This is a genomic window from Streptomyces sp. NPDC053076, assembly GCF_044546845.1.
Lineage (GTDB): Bacteria > Actinomycetota > Actinomycetes > Streptomycetales > Streptomycetaceae > Streptomyces.
Map to the genome: position 1 here is coordinate 1 of NZ_JBITZL010000011.1, position 16,648 is coordinate 16,648.

Consider the following 16,648-nt stretch of genomic DNA (forward strand, 5'->3'; position numbering starts at 1 on the left):
ACTCTTCCGGATAGGGCTTGGGCACAGCGACATCCTTCCCACCCGCCCCTCAGGGCAAGCCAGTTCAGATGTCACCCGATCGTGCAGCAGACCCGTCTGTGGTCGGTGATGGCTGGCTACGGTCGCGGCGGCTGCTGTACTTCGCTGCTGTACAGCCGAGCCGCCGCTTCATGCCAGTTCTCCGGGCTTAGGCATGGCTCTACCAGTGTCGCAGATCCAATTGGGTGACCTGGGGCTGTCGGCTGCTACGACTGTCGGTAGTGGTCATCACCGGTCGCCGTTGAGCGACCTCGGACGGCCCAGAGACGGCCGAGGACTCGGCCCATGCAGACGCAGCGACCAGGCGACAGCGCCGCTTCCCCTCATTCGAGCGGCATGGGAGCGACCGGGAGCTGTTCCCTGTAAGGCCACGTGAAAGTGCGGTCCGGTTCGAGGTGGGCCTCTCCCCAGTGGATGACGTGGATGCCGTTCTCGGCGTCCGCAGTAAAGAACACGCACACGAGTCTCGTGGAGGCCCCCAGCTCCTCGAAGGCTTCGTGCAGTCCGAGGTACTCGTCCGTCGCCAGGGCTCCGTCGATCTCGAACAGACCGTCCGTGGACTGCGGCCCGTGCGCTCGGAGCAACCGACGGCGGGTAGGCGACACGTTGGCGGGCAAACGGGCTTGGTCCAGAGGCCGGGGCCTGTCTGCGTACCGGAACGGGAACAGCGCGTGATCGTTGATCACCGCGTACTCGTACCCGCGTACGTCCCGTACGGACTCCCCCAGCTCTCGCGCTGTCTCCGCCAGGTTTTCCCGCACCAGCCCTGCCAAGGCGACGCCGTAGGGGCTCCGCTTCTTCAGACCTGCTGCCAGGTGCGCGGCGTGAGCCCTCGCGTGCGCCTTGGCCAATTGCAGCGGAACACCCGCGGCGACCTCGCCGGCATGCCGCCCGAACCGCTCGACGGCCCAGGCCGACGGCCCCCCTACATGATCACCTAACACAGCCATGAACCCCCCTGCCAACCGCCCGACTTCCAACTGTCTGACACGGACATGAAGGGGACACAAGGGGGCGATTCGGCCACGGGGTGGATTCGGCTCCTCGCTCCTCAGTACAGCCACAACTGATCACCGGCGGCCGTGACCTGCGGCTGCCGAATCGATCAACGACCTGACCTGCTGCTGAGCTGTCGGCACCTGTCGACGTTGGTCACCATTGAGCGCCCTTCCACGGCCCGAGGACGGCCCGGGAGGGCGCTCGTGCGTGAGTACCGCTTTACAAGTTCGATCTCCCTCGGCATGGTCGGGCCCCGCCTCCTGCACCGGTGCCGCACGTGGCTGCTGTGTGTCGCCGCCGTCCGGGGTCGTTGATGTCAGCGTTGGATGTCAACGGAACAGCTCCGGCGCCGGGCAGGCCTCCCAGGACTCGTCTTGCCGATCGGCCCACCTCCACCAGACATGCCCACCAGTGCACCTCCACAGCGACCGGCACGCCCGTTGGTCGTCGTCCCGTCGCGAGAGCACGAGGCCACCAGACTTCATGGGCTGGCTGCACTCGGGACAGGTCTCGACGGTTGTCGTCCACTCGTCGAGCCTGACCTTCACCTGGTGATTGTGCTCGGCATGCCAGACGACCTCCCCCTCGACGCGGGCCCCGAGGGCGGGCAGCTCCATTCCGTGCGGCATCGCCGTGATCTCGGCCAGCGCTACGCGTTCGGGACTCCGTTGAGGAGGATGAAGACCCCGAAGCGCTGGCGCCCGATGACCTCTCCGGCGACTCGGGCCCCGATGGGCAGAGCTGCGGCGGTTGCCGCCCAGCTCCGCAGAACGGCGTTCGCCGCCGGCACTCTGGGACCCGTGGGCCACGCGTACTCATCCATAGACAGATCATGACTGCACCGGAGAGCGCGATCACTGCCTTGTAGGTTCGATCGCAGCGCGTTGCCGCGTGCCGGAACGGGGCCCGCTGGCCGCTCGCTGATCCGGCTGTGGCCGCTTCGGTGCACCACCGTTCGCCGCCGTTGATGTCACTTGGTGATGTCAGCCCGACGGGCTATGCGCTGACAACAAACTCCCGTGCTCGCTGACGGGCTTCGGATCTCAGGCCCTTGAGGCGACCGTGGCACGGGTTGTGGCGGTTCTGGTCGAGACCGGGCTGGGACGCACCAAGACCTCGTGCGCTGACCACAGCCGATCCGGTCCGGCTCCGCACCACGGTCGCCCGAGGCGCCGGCAGTGTGGCCGCCGAACTCGCCATGGTCTTCAAGCTCGTCAAGTCCGCCCCTTGTCGCCAGAGCTACGCTTTTCGTGATGCGGCCCGTCAACGGGCGCACCATCGACGGCTCAGACGGGTACCGGATCCGGCCGATGGGGATCTGCGCCTGCGCGGCTCCCGTTCGCGGCTTAAAGACGCCATTTCAGTTGGCGTGATCTTGCGGCAGTCTGAGGTGATGACTGCTGCGCTTGTCGAACGGATGGCGCCGGAAGATCTGTGGGAGCTCTTCCCGGGATGCACCTGGAACCAGCTGCCACCGGGCTTCGGGCTGTCGGGAGTGACTGCCTTCCGCCGGTTCACCGAATGGACCGAGACCAAGCGGCTACGAAGATCGATTCACCCGTTCAGCCGTAGAACCAGAGCAATTGTTTCCGGTTTCAGGTGTACTGGATTACATGGGTGCCCTAATCGATCGATACCGAAAACGCATAAAGCGCAGCACGGGAGGCGATAAAGAAAAGTCATCCAGGCGCGATTGGCCAGCCGCAGTCACTGCAATGACTGCGATTTTTGCCGTGATTTTCACCGGCATATCAGTGCGGCAAGCAATTAGACAAACTTCCCTTTCTGAGCAAAAACAGATAACCGATCGGTACACTGCCGCTACCAGTCAACTCGGCTCCTCCGATGCGGATGCTCGCCTAGGCGCAATCTACGCACTAGAACGCCTCATGCGTGACTCTCCACCCGACCGGTCGACAATCATCCAAGTCTTGTCGGCTTACGTGCGAGATCACGCCGCTCCAGCACCAGCGACGTGCCCAACACCTCGCTCTCAATTCACCGAAAAAACTCCCCCGGCCCTTGACGTGCAGGCCGCCCTCTCGGTCCTGGGCCGCCGTTACAACGCATCTGAGGGAAAGGTCGATATCGGTCGGGTCAGCTTCGTGAATGTCGACCTGCGTGATGCAAAGCTTATCGGAGTAGACTTAAGTCGTTCCTGCATGACTGACGCCTGGCTGCTTGGCGCAGACATGCATGGATCTGTCATTAATCTCTCCTCCCTGGATGGGGCCAATTTGTCAGAGGCGAACCTCTCGGGGGATGAAATTACTGGATCCTCCATCAAAAATGCCGATCTTGCTTGCGTGAACCTGCAGGGTGCAGACTTGTCAGCATCCGACCTCAGTGGGTCACGGATGCTCGGGGCGGACCTACGGGGCGCAGATTTGAATTCGGCCAGCCTCGACGGCGTGGCCCTCTTTGATGTCAAGGTGGACTCGAAAACTCGCCTGCCGCGTGGGACTCGCCTACAGAAACACGGCTACAAATGCTAAGCGTGCACAGGGCAAGCGTGTCCCTTGGTCATGACCCCGCCCTTTCGCATCTGCATCCCGGCTCCAAGACGGCGGTTGGCAATCGACGCCGATCAAGAACATTGTGCCTTGCATCACACGGCGGTGTCCGCGTGGATCAGTGCTGGGATGGACCCTAGACCTCATTTCAGTCGGTGAGTTTGCGGTGACATATGAGTGTCGCGGCGATGGCAGTGAAGGCGAGGAAGTGTTCCGGCTTGCGCTCGTAGCGGCGGTGGAGGCGTCGGCAGCCGGACAACCAGGACACGGTTCGTTCCACGACCCAGCGGTGCCGGCCCAGCCGTTGGGAGGATTCGATGCCTTTGAGCTCGTAACACGATCATGGGTGGGCCTTCTTGAGGCGTCTCCAGCAGATGAGGCTGCAGGCCAACGCGACGAAGGCGTTGTGGAGTTCGGTTCGGCGTTCCCAACGGACGGCAAGGCGTTTGAACTGGTGGAGCAGGGCGAGGGTCTGCTCCACGACGTAACGGAGTTTGCCCAGGCCCTTGATGTTCGGGGCGCCCTTGCGGGAGATGACCGGCAGGATCCGCCGCTTGCGCAACTTTCGGCGGACGGGGTTGGAGTCGTAGCCCTTGTCACCGAGGAGCGAGTCGGGGCGGCGGCGTGGCCGCCCGGGCCGTCCGGCCACGGGCGGGATGCCATCGACCAGGGCGAGGGTCTGGGTGACGTCGTTGACGTTGGCCGCGGTGGTGATGACCTAGAGCGGGGTGCCGCGTCCGTCGCAGATCAGGTGGTGTTTGCTGCCCGTCTTGCGGCGGTCGACCGGCGACGGACCGGTGTCGGCGCCCCCTTTTTCGCGCGGATGTGGGAGCCGTCCACGCACGCGCGGGACCAGTCGAGTTCGCCGGCCGCGTTCAGCTCGGCGAGCAGGATGCGGTGCAGTTGGTCGAAGACTCCGGCCTGCTGCCAGCGGTCCAGGCGCCGCCAGCAGGTCTGTCCCGAGCCGAATCCCAGCTCCAGCGGGAGGAGTTGCCAGGCTATGTCGTTGTAGAGGACGTACAGGATGCCCTGCAGACACAGCCGGTCCGGTACCGGCCGTGGGCCCGGCGACTTCTCTGGCCAGGGCGGCAGCAGCGGCTCGATCAGCGCCCACAAGTCATCGTCCACGATCCATGGCCGGGTGCTCACATCCTCCCGAACGGCGGAATCGTCACATCGGTCACGCCGGACCAGGGCACTACAACAAGATCAAGTTACGAGCTCGTAGGACACGGTCTGATACCGCAACGGTCTTCGGCGTGACTGGTTGCCAGGCTGTTCGCCGGCCTGGGCATGGATGGGGGTCTTGGTGATGTCAGGGCGTAACGGGGAGGCTAGTGAGGTGCCGCGAGTACGTCCCGGAGTACGTTCGCGAGCGTGACGCGGGCCAGCTCGTGTCTCAGGGTCTTCTCGATGCCCTCGTAGATGCTCTGCATCGCCGGCTGGATGCCGTGACCCACCACGCATCCCTGATCCGGGGTGGTGCGGTGCATTGCGAACAGCGGGCCGGGTTCCACTGCCTCGTACACGTCGAGCAGGGTCATCGACTCCAGTTCGCGTGCCAGCGACCAGCCCGCGCCCACGCCCCGCCGGGACTCCACGAGCCCGGCCCTGCGTAGCTCGCCGAGCAGCCGTCTGATCACCACTGGGTTGGTGTTCGCGCTGGTCGCGATCTGCTCGGAGGTGGCGACCTCATGGCCCTGGCGCTGGTAGAGGCCGATCCAGGCCAGCGCGTGGGCGGCGATGGTCAGCCTGCTGTTGGCGCTCATGGACTCCTCCTCTCGGCCGCAACGCTTCATGTTACGGCAGTCGTAACAGTGAAGGTTGCAACAGCCTGTCGTAACAATTAACGTTGCGACTGCCGGGAAGGGTCAATCAACGAGGTGAGAAGAATGAGCAAGCCACTCACGGGCAAGATCGCCCTGGTCACCGGGGGGTCGCGCGGACTGGGAGCCGCGACCGTACGACTGCTGGCCGAGCAGGGCGCCGACGTCGCCTTCACCTACGTCAGCTCCGAGAAACAGGCGCAGGCCGTCGTCGACGAGGTGCACGGCAAGGGAGCCAAGGCCGTCGCCTTCCAGTCCGACCAGGCGGACACGAGCCGGGCGCCGGCGCTGATCGACGACGTGGTCGCGCACTTCGGCGGCCTGGACATCCTCGTCAACAACGCGGCGATCTCCGTGGCTGGCACGGTGGACGACCCGGATGCCGACACCGCCGCACTGGACCGGATGCACGCCACCAACTACCTCGGCGTGATCGCCGTCATCCGGGCCGCCTCCCGAGTGCTGCGCGCGGGCGGCCGCATCATCACAGTGAGTTCCGGACTAGGCTCCCGGGTCGGCGCCCCCGGCCTTGCCGACTACTCGGCGACCAAGTCCGGGATCGAGAGGTACACCATGGGCGTCGCACGCGACCTCGGGCCCCGGAACATCACGGCCAACGTCGTGGAGGCCGGACTGATGGAGGGCGGCATGCAACCGCCGGACCCCGAGACCCTCAAGGCCCTGGTCAGCTCGCTGTCCCTGCAACGCATGGGGCACCCCGACGAAATCGCCGCGGCGATCGCCTTCCTGGCGAGCCCCGCCGCGTCGTACGTCACGGGCGCAGTGCTGGACGCCCACGGCGGCTACAACGCCTGAACCCGAACCCCTGCCGCGCGCTCCGAAGGACATCGCGCCTTCGGGGCGCGCACCGCCAACGACCCGCGTGTGCGTGAACACACCTCAAGAAGCCCGGATCGTGATCGTGTTATGAGCTCTTTGCGGGCGATGCGGTGCCGAATGCCGCGGGAGGACAGTCACCGTCGTAGGTGCTGATAGTCGTAGCCCTTGTCTCCGTGCAGCTTGCCGGGCCGTCGGCGTCGGGGGCCACGATGTGAGCGGATGGGTGGGATGCCGCGGACGAGCGGGATGAGGGCCTGGCTGTCGTGGAGGTTCGCGGCGGAGATGCCGATCGAGAGGGGTATGCCGCGGCGGTCGACGATGAGGTGGATTTTCGATCCCTTCTTGCCGCGGTCGGTCGGATTCGGTCCCGTCAGCTGCCCCCTTTGAGGGCCCGGACGCTGACGGAGTCGATCGCGCATCGTGACCAGTCCAGCTCACCGCGGGAACCGAGTTCGTCCAGGACCAGGCGGTGAAGCTTGGCCCACACCCTAGCCTCGGTCCATTCGGTGAACCGGCGGAAGGCAGTCACTCCCGACAGCCCGAAGCCCGGTGGCAGCTGGTTCCAGGTGCATCCCGAGGTAGCCACGAACATGATCGCGGCCAGCACCTCACGGTTCCCTCTCCGACGGGCTCCTCCGCCCTGCGGGCGTTCCGGCGCCGGCGGAACCACCCGCTGGAAGAGCTCCCACAGATCTTCCGGCGCCATCCGTTCGACAAGCGCAGCAGTCATCACCTCAGACTGCCGCAAGATCACGCCAACTGAAATGGCGTCTAAGGACCTGTCTGGCCAATCACTCGGGGACATAATCCTCGATGGCCCACCGGGTCCCTGTGGGTTCGTCCGCCCTCAGCTGCACAGACCCTTGGTCCACCCAGCCATCGAGCCACGTCGGCGAACCAGCTGCCGCGCCCGCGCCAAGACACTTCACGGTGGTGTAATCGTCCGTCACCGATACATGCCATCTGGTTCCCGTGAATGGGGGATCGGTGGTATAGACGAGCTTTACCTCGCCGGTGGAGGTGTTTCCGTCGAGGAATCGCGGCTCGTTAGAGCCAAAGATTATGTCGTGAAAATCCTGGTCTGCTAGGCAGTAGATCGTGTAATTGCCACTTCCGAGCGGGGTGAGCAGCCACAGGCCGCCCTTACCTGTTTTGCCTCCCAGGAACACCTTTTCAGGGTTATCTGCTGGGTGTTCGTCAGATCCTGGATTGGCATTTAGGTAGCGATCACCGACGCCGTCACCGTTGCAGCGAAGGTACACAATCTGCTTTTCGGCCATGGCGCAATTCCATTCGACCAGTTGGGGTTCGGGAAGAAGTCGGCCGGTACGCACCCAGCTCAGCGTACTTTGCAGCCAGAGGATTCAGAGACCGCACGTACCAGTATTCAGGTTGGTCTATCACCTAGAAGCGCGCAACTCAGGTGACCGGGAAGGCGGTGGGGCGATCCGGCGGCGATCCTGCTGTCTGTCCCCGTGGATACCCGCAGTTCTCCGTCTGATCGGGCACGAGTGGGGCACGGCTGCAACGGTGCTGGACTAACGGTCGCGGCTACGTCGCCGGCGCACTCGCGACACAGTCCAGATCCCGGCCCCGATGATTGGGACCACGATCAACGACATTCTCACAATGGCGACGACCCCACGATGAGGAACGTGAACAGCAACTCCCAAATCGAGGGATCCGGTTCCATGCCCTGCCTTCTTGATGTAGTTGCGTGACGTTGTTCTGGCGAGGACGCATGTGCCGAACCTGGCGGTTCCTCAACGCGCCAGCATCATGCGCCTTTGCACCCACCACTCGCCCCAGAGGCGGCGCGCGCCCGCGCCCTGCGCGGGCTCTTGATGAAGTAGGGAAAGTTCTACCGCACCCCACCGATCGTCCCTTGTCTTGTCTCGGTTGATGCTTGACGTTGTGGCTTCACCTGATGCTTGACACCGCTTGCCTCCGCTTGGCTGTGCGCGTCGTATCCGCGTGCAGGGAGGGCCGGGGCCGTGCTGGTGCAGTTGAGCATGGTCGAGCCACTAGGCATGAGTGGGAACGAGCTGCGAGAGGATGCCCGGGCCCCGCGGCGGCTCACCAGCCGTGCTGAACGGGCTTTGCAGGATGGACCGTTTGTGAGAGGGCACACGAGGTCCGGAGGTGGCACTCCTGCCCCTGGGGTTCGAGGATGCTCGTATGAAGGTGCCGATCGGTCGTCCCAGTCTGCGGCCCTACCTGTCTTACCAGCAGCGCACTGCAGCGCACCGTGGGGGGCTGAGTGCTCATTTCTTGGGCACCAGTTCAGTGCTGCTGTCGGACGGGCAGACATCGGTGCTCAGCGACGGGTTCGTCACCCGGCCGGGGATGCTGCGAGTAGGCATGGGCAAGATCGCCCCGAACCGAGCGCTGGTCCGTGCCGCCATCGAGCGCCTGCGGGTGGACACCCTCGCCGCTGTGGTGTGCGCGCATTCCCACTACGACCACGCCCTCGACGCACCGGTGTGGGCGCTGGAGACCGGCGCCGAGCTGGTCGGGTCGGAGTCCACCGCCAACATCGGGCGCGGCCTCGGGGTCCCGAGTCGTCCTTGCGGGTGGTCGGCGACGGCGATACCGCGACCTACGGCAGCTTCACGCTGACCTTCCTGGACTCCGTGCACAGCCCGGGCGACCACTACCCCGGTACCGTCGATCAGCCCTTGATCCCGCCGGCCCGCGCCGGTGCCTGGAAGACCGGCACCGCCTACTCCGTGCTCGTCACCCACCCCGCCGGCCGCGTACTGCTGCAAGCCAGCGCCAACTACCGGCCCGGCGCGCTGCGCGGTCACCACGCCGACGTCATCTACCTAGGTGTCGGCATGCTGGGTAAACAGCCCGCCGAGTTCCTGCACACCTACTGGGACGAGGTCGTGACCGCGACCGGGGCCAAGCGGGTCATCCTGGTGCACTGGGACGACTTCTTCCTCGGCCTCGACCGGCCACTGCGCCCCATGCCCTACCTGCTCGACGACCTCGACACCACCATGAGCCGACTGCTGCCCCTGGGCCGCCGTGACGGCGTCGATGTTGTCCTGCCCGTCTCCTGGCAACCCAGCGCTCCCCTCGCCGGTCTTGCGTGAACTCGGCCGTATAAGCCCCTGGAATCGGCTCATGTACCTGAGCATGCCTGAGGCCCGGCTCCAGGTACGAGGCCTGGCCTTCGGCGTCAGCTGAGTGGGGACACCCTGGGTCTGGGCCTGAACTCATAGGCGCAGGGCGGGAGCTCTGCCCGGTGAGCAAGCGGTAGGTAGGTCACCGGTCGGACGGTCCAAGTGACGCGCGTGCCGGCGTGTGTGACTGACACCGTGCAAGGCTCCGAGCGCAGTAGGGCTCGTCTGGTCTCTGCGCGGCCGTCGTGCAGCCACTCCCACGCCTCGTCGGAAGCGTCCGGGTCCAAGGCCGGTGAGATCGTGCGGAGTGCGACCGCCACCCATCGGTCGGCCTGTGGTGCCGAGTAGGCATCGAAGGATGCCAGGAGTGCCGGCCCCCGCCGCTCGGTGAGGTCTTCTGTCCAGCACTCGCACCAGAAGCCGCGGCGGGTTTCCTGACTCAGCACGGGTGACCTCCCCGCAGTGCTTCTGCGTACAGCTCCGCGGTGACCATGTGGAGGATCGCGTTCGCGCTCAGCTCGCTCACGATCAGTTCGGCGTCTTCGGCTAAGGGGGAGCCGCGCAGGATGTCACGGGTCCATCGGCGGGCCCGGCTCCAAGCGCGCGGGCCTGACCCAACGGCGACTGCGCGACCACGCCCGCGTCTCCTTCGCCAAGGTCGCCGAGTACCAGAAGCGCGGCGCCGTCCACTTCCACGCGGTCATACGCCTCGACGGCCCCGGCGGCGGCGAGACTCCGCCCCCGGCCTGGGCCACCGCCGAACTGCTGACCGACACCATCAGCGCTGCCGCGTCCAAGGTCCGGGTCGACGGCCCGACCGTCGACGACCGGTCCCACACCTTCGCCTTCGGCCGCCAACTCGACGTCCGCACCATCCGATCCGCCGACTTCAACGACGGCCAGGAGCTCACCGAACGCGCCGTAGCCGCCTACATCGCCAAGTACGCCACCAAGGGAGCCGAGACCGCGACGGGCGCCCTCGACCGCCCACTCAAGTTCGCCGCCGAACTCGCCCAGCTCGACATCAGCGACCACGCCCGCCGCCTCATCCGAACCGCCTGGACCCTTGGCGCCCGCAAGGACCTCGAACACCTCCGCCTGCGCGCCTGGGCCCACATGCTCGGATTCCGCGGCCACTTCTCCACCAAGTCCCGCCGCTACTCCACCACCCTCGGCGCCCTCCGCGACGCCCGCGCCAAATGGCGCCGCGCGCAGGCAGGCGCGAACGGACCCACCACCGAGACGACCTACGTCCTCGCCCATTGGGTTTTCGCCGGCACCGGCCTCTCCGACGCCGAAGCCTGGCTCGCCGCATCCCTCGAACCCGCTCCCGGAACGGAAGGAGAACCCACACGTGCATGACGAGGAACTGCTGACGGTGCCGGACGTGATGAGGCGGCTCAAGCTCGGCCGCTCCACGGTCTACGACCTCATCCGCTCCCGTCGTCTGCCCTCGATCACCATCGGCCGGTGCCGCCGCATTCCCGCGCGGGCCGTCCGCGAATACATCACCAACGAACTGGAGGCGGCCGCCTGATGGCCCAGCAACGCAAGCGCAACCCCAACGGGGCAGGCACCATCACCAAGCGAAAGGACGGCCGCTTTCAGTGTGCGGTCTATGTGCTCCAACCGGACGGCACTCGCGCCCGTAAGTTCGCCTATGGCAAGACGTGGGCGGAGTGCGACGCCAAGCGCCGTGAGCTGCTCGACAAGGTCGATCAGGGAGTCCCCGTGCCCACCAAGTCCGCCAAGCTTTCCGAGTGGCTGCCGTACTGGCTGGACAATGTCATCAAGCCCCGCCGGAAGCTCAGCACCTTCGACAAGTACGAGGCACACGTCCGCCTCTACCTGATTCCGCTCCTGGGCACCAAGCGACTCGAATCCCTCAACGTCGCGGACGTCCGGCGCTTCCTTGTGCGCCTGGAGAAGGAGACGACCTCCGCAACCGCCAAGGAATCGCACCGTGTTCTGCGCTCGGCCCTGTCCTCGGCCTGCCGGGAGGAACTGATCACGCGGAACGTCGCCAAACTCGTCGAGCCGCCCCGAACGGACACGCCCGACCTGCATCCCTGGACCCTCAACGAGACGCTCGACTTCCTCGCTGCCTCCCGCAAGGACCCGCTCTACGCGGCCTTCGTCCTGGCCATCGCCATGGGCCTCCGCCGAGGGGAGATCGTCGGTCTTCGCTGGTCGGACGTCGACCTCGACAACCGGGTTCTCTACGTCCGCCACCAGGTCCAGCGGCGCCGCGGTTCTACGACGACGACCCCAAGAGCCGGCGCCGTCGAGCCGTCCCGCTGCCTGCTCTCTGCATCGCGCCCCTGCGGTGGCACCGTATGCGCCAGGAGGACACCCGCGCCAAGGCGGGGGAGAGGTGGCAGGAGTCGGACTACGTCTTCGCTACCCGGACCGGCCGGCCCGTCGAGCCGCGCAACCTCTACCGCTCCTTCACCCGCGTAGCCCAGGCCGCTGGCCTCCGCGTGATCCGGCTGCACGACGCCCGCCACGGCACGGCCACGCTCCTCACTGCGGCCGGCGTCGCGCCGCGCGTTGTGATGGAGATCCTGGGCCACTCGCAGATCAGCATCACCATGGACGTCTACACCCACGTCGTCCAGGACACGCAGCGCGAAGCCATGAGCCACATGGACCGGCTGCTGCGGAAGAGGCGACCAGAGCGCGGGTGACCGCCCGCGTTGATGTCAGAAGTGGATGTCAAAGGCCCCGGACCATGATCGGTCCGGGGCCTTTGCGCTGGTGCCCCCGGCAGGATTCGAACCTGCGACACCCGCTTTAGGAGAGCGGTGCTCTATCCCCTGAGCTACGAAGGCGTGGGTCGGCGTCCTGGTGGGCGCTCGGTCCACAGGGTACCGGATCAGGGCGTGGGTGGGGTGGGGGCCGGGGCGGAAGATCAGGACGGGGGGACGGGAGTGAAGCGGGACGTGGTGTGGAGGTCCTTCTGGATGCGGTCGGCCGTCGCGCGCAGAGCGGGGAGCAGGTCCCGCACGCAGTCCTCCAGGGTGCGGCGGGCCGCGTGCGTGGCCACGTTCAGTGCGGCGACCGTGCGGCCCGTCCGGTCCCGTACCGGTACGGCGATGGACCGCAGGCCCGACTCCAGTTCCTCGTCGGCCAAGGCATAGCCCTGGGACCGTACGGCGGCGAGACGGGGAGACGGAGGGGCGTCGGTGTCCGCCAGGAGGACGCGGCCCAGTGAGGTCGCGGTGGCCGGCAGCCGTGTGCCCACAGTGATGTGCACGGTCAGGACTCTGCTCGCGGCCGCGCCGGCCGTGTACTGGATCTCCGTACCGTCATCCGTCAGCACCGCCAGCGCCGTGGGTTCCTGCACCTGGTCCGCCAGGGCGCGCAGGTGTGGTTCGGCCAGGCGGGACAGTGACGTTCGGGACAGGGGAGGGAAACCGAGGTCCAGGACGCGGGGGGTGAGGGTGAAGGTGCGGTCGTCGTGCGCGGCCACCAGGCCCAGGTGCTGGTGGGTCAGCAGTGCCCGGCGGGCGGTGGCCCGGGACAGGCCGGTCGCCCGGGCCACGTCCGTCAGGGACAGCGCCGAGTGGCCCTCGCCGAACGCCGTCAGACGGTCAGGCCGCGGGCCAGTGACTCCACGAAATCCCGGCCCAGTTCCTGCTTGGACGCCGTCGTCCAGGTCGCGAGGCCGACGGGCGCGGGCCCGGGCTGGGGCGGGGGCGCGGTGCGCAGGTCGCCCTGCATCGTCTCCACCGCCGTACGCAGCCGGGGCAGCAGGCTGGTGCGCAGGTCCGCCGCCGAGTTCCGGCCGGTGTGGCTGACCACGCTCGCCACGCAGGCCACCCGGCCGGTGCCGGGATCCCGTACCGGGACGGACACCGCGACCAGGCCCGGCTCGATCAGCTGCTCGTCCAGGGCCCAGCCGTCCCGCCGGGCCCGCTCCACCCGCGTGTGGAAGGCGGTGTCGGCGATGGGTTCGGGGTGTGAGGGTACGGCGGGGGAGGCGGTGCCATCGTCGGTGGGTTCGGGGTGCGGGGGCGACGCGGCGGTGTCGGCGGCGGGATCGGGGCGCATGGGTACGGCCGGGAAGGTGGCGCCCTGGGGGTCCGCGGCCCGGCGCGTCCGCCAGTGGGACCAGTCGTCCTCCGTCCACTCGGCGGCGAACAGTGCGCCGGGCGCCGTCCGTTCGGCCGGCAGCAGGTCGCCGATGCGGAAGCCGACGGACAGCGCGCGGCGGCGGGTGGCCTGGTGGATGAAGCGGATGCCGTCTCGGTCGGCGACGGCGAGCGACACCGACTCGTCCAGTTCGTCGGCGAGGGCGTCGGCGCGGGCGCCCAGCAGTGCGGGCAGGCGCAGAGCGGCCAGGTAGGCGTTGCCCAGCTCCATCACGCTCGGGGTGAGGACGACGTCCCGGCCGTCGAGGCGGACGTAGCCCATGCGGGCCAGGGTCGCGGTGACGCGGTCCACGGTGGAGCGGGCGAGACCGGTGGTCCGCTCAAGCGCGCTCGGACTCAGCGTGCCGCCCGCCTCGGCCAGCCGCCGCAGCACACCGACTCCGCGCACCAGCGGCCCGACCGCCTCCGCCGGCGACCCGACCGCCTCCGCCGGCGACCCGACCGCCTTCACCGGCGTCCCGGTCCCGGCTGCACGCGTGCCGGCATCCACAGCGGTCATCGCGGGCATCGTCTCTCCGGTACGGCGTCGGGGCACGCCTACGGTAGCCGTCACCGGGGCCGTCACCGGGGCTGTCTGCCGGGACCGGCCGCCGCCGGGCGGTCACCGGGGCTGTCTGCTGGGGCCGGCCGTCACCGGGGCCGTCGGCCGGAGTCAGCCGCCGCCGCGGCCGTCACCGGGACTGTCTGTCGGGACCGGCCGCCTGCCGGGACCGGCCGCCGCCGGGGCCGTCTACCCGGACCGTCTACCCGGGCCGTCGCCGGGCCGTCTACCCGGGCCGGCACCGGGACCGTCTGCCGAGGCCCTCTGCTGGGCACCGCTGGAGCCCCGCGCCCCTCACCCCCGCGTGATCCGAACCCGGTAGTTCCCGTCCTCGTCCGTGCTCAGCACCTTGACCGTGAGGCCGTGGCGCGGGTCCTTGAACGTTTCTCCGGGGGTGAACGGGGCGTCGGAGAGTTCCGTGTGGACGTTGGGGCTGCGGGTGCAGCCACCGCTGGCGCGGCGGCTGTCGAAGACGGTGACCGGGCCGCGGCCGGTGTCGACCGTGGAGTCGATCCGGTAGATGAGGACGCCCGGGCGGCACACCGCCTCGTCGTTGCCGCCCTGCGCGCGGACCTCCAGCGCGTAGGTGGTGCGCGCCGTGACCGGCACCAGGACCAGCTTTCCGCCGCCGGGCTTGTACAGGGGCGACAGGGTGAACTCCACGCTGCCCCGTGCCGACGCGCAGCCGACCTGGCCGCCGTCCAGCCAGCCCAGCTTCCACTTGTGCCAGCCGAGCAGGTCGTTGTTGGCCCCCCAGTCCTCGCTCATGATGTCCCAGTGCCCGACCGCGCCCCCGCCGTCCTGCGTGTACAGGTCGGGCAGGCCGAAGGTGTGGCCGTTCTCGTGGGGCAGCACCCGGTAGCCGGTGCGGTCGTAGGAGCCGGAGCCGTCGTCCTGCCGGGAGTAGACGAAGGAGGCGTTGGATATGCGGATGCCGTCGGCGACCGGGGCGTCGTCGTTGCCGGCGAAGGTCACGGACAGCACGGTGTCCAGGGCGGAGGGACCGGCGTTCGGGGTGACGAGCACGTTGAGCAGGTCGTAGTCGCGGAAGTTCACCTTCGGGTCGGCGGCGGCCACGATGTCCTGCACGAGGTTCCGGTACCCGGGGTCGAACGGGGCGCCGCGCTCTATGCCGTAATCCCGGAAACGCTTCGGCATGCGCAGCCAACTGGTGACCGGGGTCTCGGGGCGGTAGTCGAGACGGCCGTACGACGCGGTGCGGAACCAGTCCTGGGTCTGGGGGAAGAACTCGTGGAAGCGGTCCATCGCGTCGCCCTGGCCGGGCGCGTCGGAGAAGTCGACCATCAGGGTCAGGGCACGGACCGTGCCCGTGGAGCGGGAGTACCCGGGCGGGGTGGGCAAACCCTCGGTCATCTGCACGTCCACGCCGCTGTGGATCATGCAGGGGACGAGTGCGGAGGAGCGGGCCAGGCCGATGGGGCCGGCGGTGGTGGGCGCCGTCAGGTGTCCGGTCCCGGCCGAGGTGCTGACCGCGAGGGTCAGTGCGGTCACCAGGGCGAGGGCGGCTACCCGGCGCGGGCGTATCCGGCGGGGCGGCGGCTGCGGCTGCATGCAGGGACCTTTCGCGCCACGGCAGCCGCCGTCTCCGGCTGCACCCTTGCGCTCACCCTGTGTCGACGGGGCGGCGGGCGCGCGCTGGAGGAGACCGATGGTGGGAACGCGGGTCCGCTAAGGGGTGAAAGCCGGCGGACGGCGATTGTGTCTCAGGTCACAAGGTTTCTTCCGGTGGCCGGGAAATAACCGGGGACGCCTTCCCCGTTTAGCCCTGTGTCCGAGTGAAACGGGGACCAGTTCCCCGGATCGCCCCCCTCACCTCAAGGAGCAGCCGTGCCCGCCACGACGGTCCCCGCAGTGCGCAAGGTGTCCCGGCCTCGCGCCGACGCCCTGCGCAACCGGGAGCGGATCGTCACCGCCGCCCGGGAGATGTTCGTCGAGCACGGCCCGGACGTGCCGCTCGACGAGATCGCCCGCCGGGCCGGCGTCGGCAACGCCACGGTGTACCGCAACTTCCCCGACCGTGACGCCCTCGTCCGTGAGGTCGTCTGCTCCGTCATGGACCGGACGGCCGAGGCGGCCGAGCTGGCCCTCGCGGAGACCGGGGACGCCTTCGCCGCCCTGGAGCACTTCGTGCACGCCGCCGCCGACGAGCGGATCAGCGCGTTGTGTCCCATGGTGTCCAGCACCTTCGATCAGAACCACCCCGACCTGGTGGCCTCTCGCGAGCGCATCGAGCGGCTCGTGGAAGAGATCATGGGCCGGGCCGAAGAGGCCGGGCAGCTCCGGCCGGACGTCGGCGTCGGCGATCTGCTGATCGTCGTGAGCCAGTTGAGCCGGCCCCCGGCCGGCACGGACTGCCTTCGCGGCGACCGCTTCGTCCACCGCCACCTGCAGCTGTTCCTCGACGGCCTGCGGGCCCCCGCCCGCTCCGCCCTGCCGGGCCGGGCCGTCAGCACCAAGGAGCTGCGCGCCTCCTGACCGATTGACCGATCGACCGATCAGTTCAGCTCCCGCGACCAGTCCACCCATGGCAGGGCGGCCCAGCAGCCCGTACGGCCGCTCCCTGCCTCTTCAGCTTTCCGCCGCACTC

General features: G+C 68.0%; 11 protein-coding genes, 1 tRNA gene and 8 pseudogenes. 9 read left to right on the top strand and 11 right to left on the bottom strand.

The features are described 5' to 3' along the window. Positions 1–362: 362 nt before the first annotated feature. Complete coding sequence (locus ACIGYR_RS33520) at positions 363–890, bottom strand: hypothetical protein (RefSeq protein ID WP_399607549.1); 528 nt, start codon at positions 888–890, stop codon at positions 363–365. Positions 891–2,431: 1,541 nt separating this feature from the next. Here ACIGYR_RS33520 and ACIGYR_RS33525 point away from each other — a divergent pair. Then, positions 2,432–2,575: pseudogene (locus ACIGYR_RS33525) on the top strand (IS5/IS1182 family transposase); the annotation flags it as partial. A 178-nt stretch (positions 2,576–2,753) separates the two neighbouring features. After that, positions 2,754–3,533: a pentapeptide repeat-containing protein gene (locus ACIGYR_RS33530; protein WP_399607547.1), complete on the top strand. Its 780-nt coding sequence runs from the start codon at positions 2,754–2,756 to the stop codon at positions 3,531–3,533. A gap of 166 nt (positions 3,534–3,699) precedes the next feature. Here the strand turns inward: ACIGYR_RS33530 and ACIGYR_RS33535 are convergent. The 3 genes and pseudogenes from ACIGYR_RS33535 to ACIGYR_RS33545 all read right to left on the bottom strand — a co-directional run. Next, positions 3,700–3,876 (bottom strand): annotated as a pseudogene (locus tag ACIGYR_RS33535) (transposase); the annotation flags it as partial. Positions 3,877–3,891: 15 nt separating this feature from the next. Beyond that, a pseudogene (locus ACIGYR_RS33540) lies at positions 3,892–4,700 on the bottom strand (IS5 family transposase). A 185-nt stretch (positions 4,701–4,885) separates the two neighbouring features. Beyond that, complete coding sequence (locus ACIGYR_RS33545; RefSeq protein ID WP_399607545.1) at positions 4,886–5,320, bottom strand: Rrf2 family transcriptional regulator; 435 nt, start codon at positions 5,318–5,320, stop codon at positions 4,886–4,888. A 123-nt stretch (positions 5,321–5,443) separates the two neighbouring features. Between ACIGYR_RS33545 and ACIGYR_RS33550 the strand changes: the two genes are divergently transcribed. Further along, on the top strand, positions 5,444–6,193 hold the full coding sequence (locus ACIGYR_RS33550; RefSeq protein ID WP_399607542.1) for an SDR family NAD(P)-dependent oxidoreductase: 750 nt from the start codon (positions 5,444–5,446) through the stop codon (positions 6,191–6,193). Between the two features lie 161 nt (positions 6,194–6,354). Here ACIGYR_RS33550 and ACIGYR_RS33555 read toward each other — a convergent pair. Next, positions 6,355–6,947, bottom strand: a pseudogene (locus tag ACIGYR_RS33555) (IS5 family transposase); the annotation flags it as partial. 61 nt (positions 6,948–7,008) lie between these two features. Continuing rightward, positions 7,009–7,497: a hypothetical protein gene (locus ACIGYR_RS33560; RefSeq protein ID WP_399607540.1), complete on the bottom strand. Its 489-nt coding sequence runs from the start codon at positions 7,495–7,497 to the stop codon at positions 7,009–7,011. Positions 7,498–8,488: 991 nt separating this feature from the next. Between ACIGYR_RS33560 and ACIGYR_RS33565 the strand changes: the two genes are divergently transcribed. Next, positions 8,489–8,836, top strand: a complete 348-nt coding sequence (locus ACIGYR_RS33565) for a hypothetical protein (protein WP_399607538.1) — start codon at positions 8,489–8,491, stop codon at positions 8,834–8,836. Then, positions 8,785–9,315, top strand: coding sequence for a hypothetical protein (locus ACIGYR_RS33570; protein ID WP_399607535.1), 531 nt, complete (start codon positions 8,785–8,787; stop codon positions 9,313–9,315). Before ACIGYR_RS33565 ends, ACIGYR_RS33570 begins: the two co-directional genes overlap by 52 nt. 86 nt (positions 9,316–9,401) lie before the next feature. Here ACIGYR_RS33570 and ACIGYR_RS33575 read toward each other — a convergent pair whose 3' ends face one another. Together ACIGYR_RS33575 and ACIGYR_RS33580 are read right to left on the bottom strand one after the other, a co-directional pair. Beyond that, a complete protein-coding gene (locus ACIGYR_RS33575) occupies positions 9,402–9,791 on the bottom strand; it encodes a hypothetical protein (protein WP_399607533.1) in 390 nt (129 codons plus the stop codon). Positions 9,792–9,838: 47 nt separating this feature from the next. Next, positions 9,839–9,913: pseudogene (locus tag ACIGYR_RS33580) on the bottom strand (ATP-binding protein); the annotation flags it as partial. Positions 9,914–9,939: 26 nt separating this feature from the next. Between ACIGYR_RS33580 and ACIGYR_RS33585 the strand changes: the two are divergent. The 3 genes and pseudogenes from ACIGYR_RS33585 to ACIGYR_RS33595 form a co-directional block, all read left to right on the top strand. After that, positions 9,940–10,707, top strand: a pseudogene (locus tag ACIGYR_RS33585) (replication initiator); the annotation flags it as partial. After that, positions 10,700–10,882 carry a helix-turn-helix domain-containing protein gene (locus tag ACIGYR_RS33590; protein ID WP_399607532.1) on the top strand — a complete coding sequence of 61 codons (183 nt, stop codon included), beginning with the start codon at positions 10,700–10,702 and terminating at the stop codon, positions 10,880–10,882. The pseudogene ACIGYR_RS33585 and the gene ACIGYR_RS33590, both read left to right, overlap by 8 nt. Continuing rightward, positions 10,882–12,032: pseudogene (locus ACIGYR_RS33595) on the top strand (tyrosine-type recombinase/integrase). The gene ACIGYR_RS33590 and the pseudogene ACIGYR_RS33595 overlap by 1 nt, the downstream one beginning before the upstream one ends. 68 nt (positions 12,033–12,100) lie before the next feature. Here ACIGYR_RS33595 and ACIGYR_RS33600 read toward each other — a convergent pair. The 3 genes and pseudogenes from ACIGYR_RS33600 to ACIGYR_RS33610 form a co-directional block, all read right to left on the bottom strand. Further along, positions 12,101–12,176 (bottom strand) — tRNA-Arg (locus ACIGYR_RS33600). Between the two features lie 80 nt (positions 12,177–12,256). After that, positions 12,257–14,007: pseudogene (locus tag ACIGYR_RS33605) on the bottom strand (IclR family transcriptional regulator C-terminal domain-containing protein). A 327-nt stretch (positions 14,008–14,334) separates the two neighbouring features. Further along, positions 14,335–15,612 (bottom strand): M6 family metalloprotease domain-containing protein, encoded by a 1,278-nt coding sequence (locus tag ACIGYR_RS33610; RefSeq protein WP_391846839.1) that lies wholly within the window; start codon positions 15,610–15,612, stop codon positions 14,335–14,337. Between the two features lie 276 nt (positions 15,613–15,888). On the opposite strand from ACIGYR_RS33610, the gene ACIGYR_RS33615 reads away from it, so the two are divergent. Then, entirely contained in the window at positions 15,889–16,536 is a 648-nt protein-coding gene (locus ACIGYR_RS33615; protein WP_391846841.1) for a TetR/AcrR family transcriptional regulator, read from the top strand. Positions 16,537–16,648 lie beyond the last annotated feature (112 nt).

Excerpts from the sequence above, each read along its gene's own strand:
- ACIGYR_RS33560 (WP_399607540.1), bottom strand. The coding sequence starts at position 7,497 with ATGGCCGAAAAGCAGATTGTGTACCTTCGCTGCAACGGTGACGGCGTC.
- ACIGYR_RS33550 (WP_399607542.1), top strand. The coding sequence starts at position 5,444 with ATGAGCAAGCCACTCACGGGCAAGATCGCCCTGGTCACCGGGGGGTCG.
- ACIGYR_RS33545 (WP_399607545.1), bottom strand. The coding sequence starts at position 5,320 with ATGAGCGCCAACAGCAGGCTGACCATCGCCGCCCACGCGCTGGCCTGG.
- ACIGYR_RS33610 (WP_391846839.1), bottom strand. The coding sequence starts at position 15,612 with ATGCAGCCGCAGCCGCCGCCCCGCCGGATACGCCCGCGCCGGGTAGCC.
- ACIGYR_RS33530 (WP_399607547.1), top strand. The coding sequence starts at position 2,754 with ATGACTGCGATTTTTGCCGTGATTTTCACCGGCATATCAGTGCGGCAA.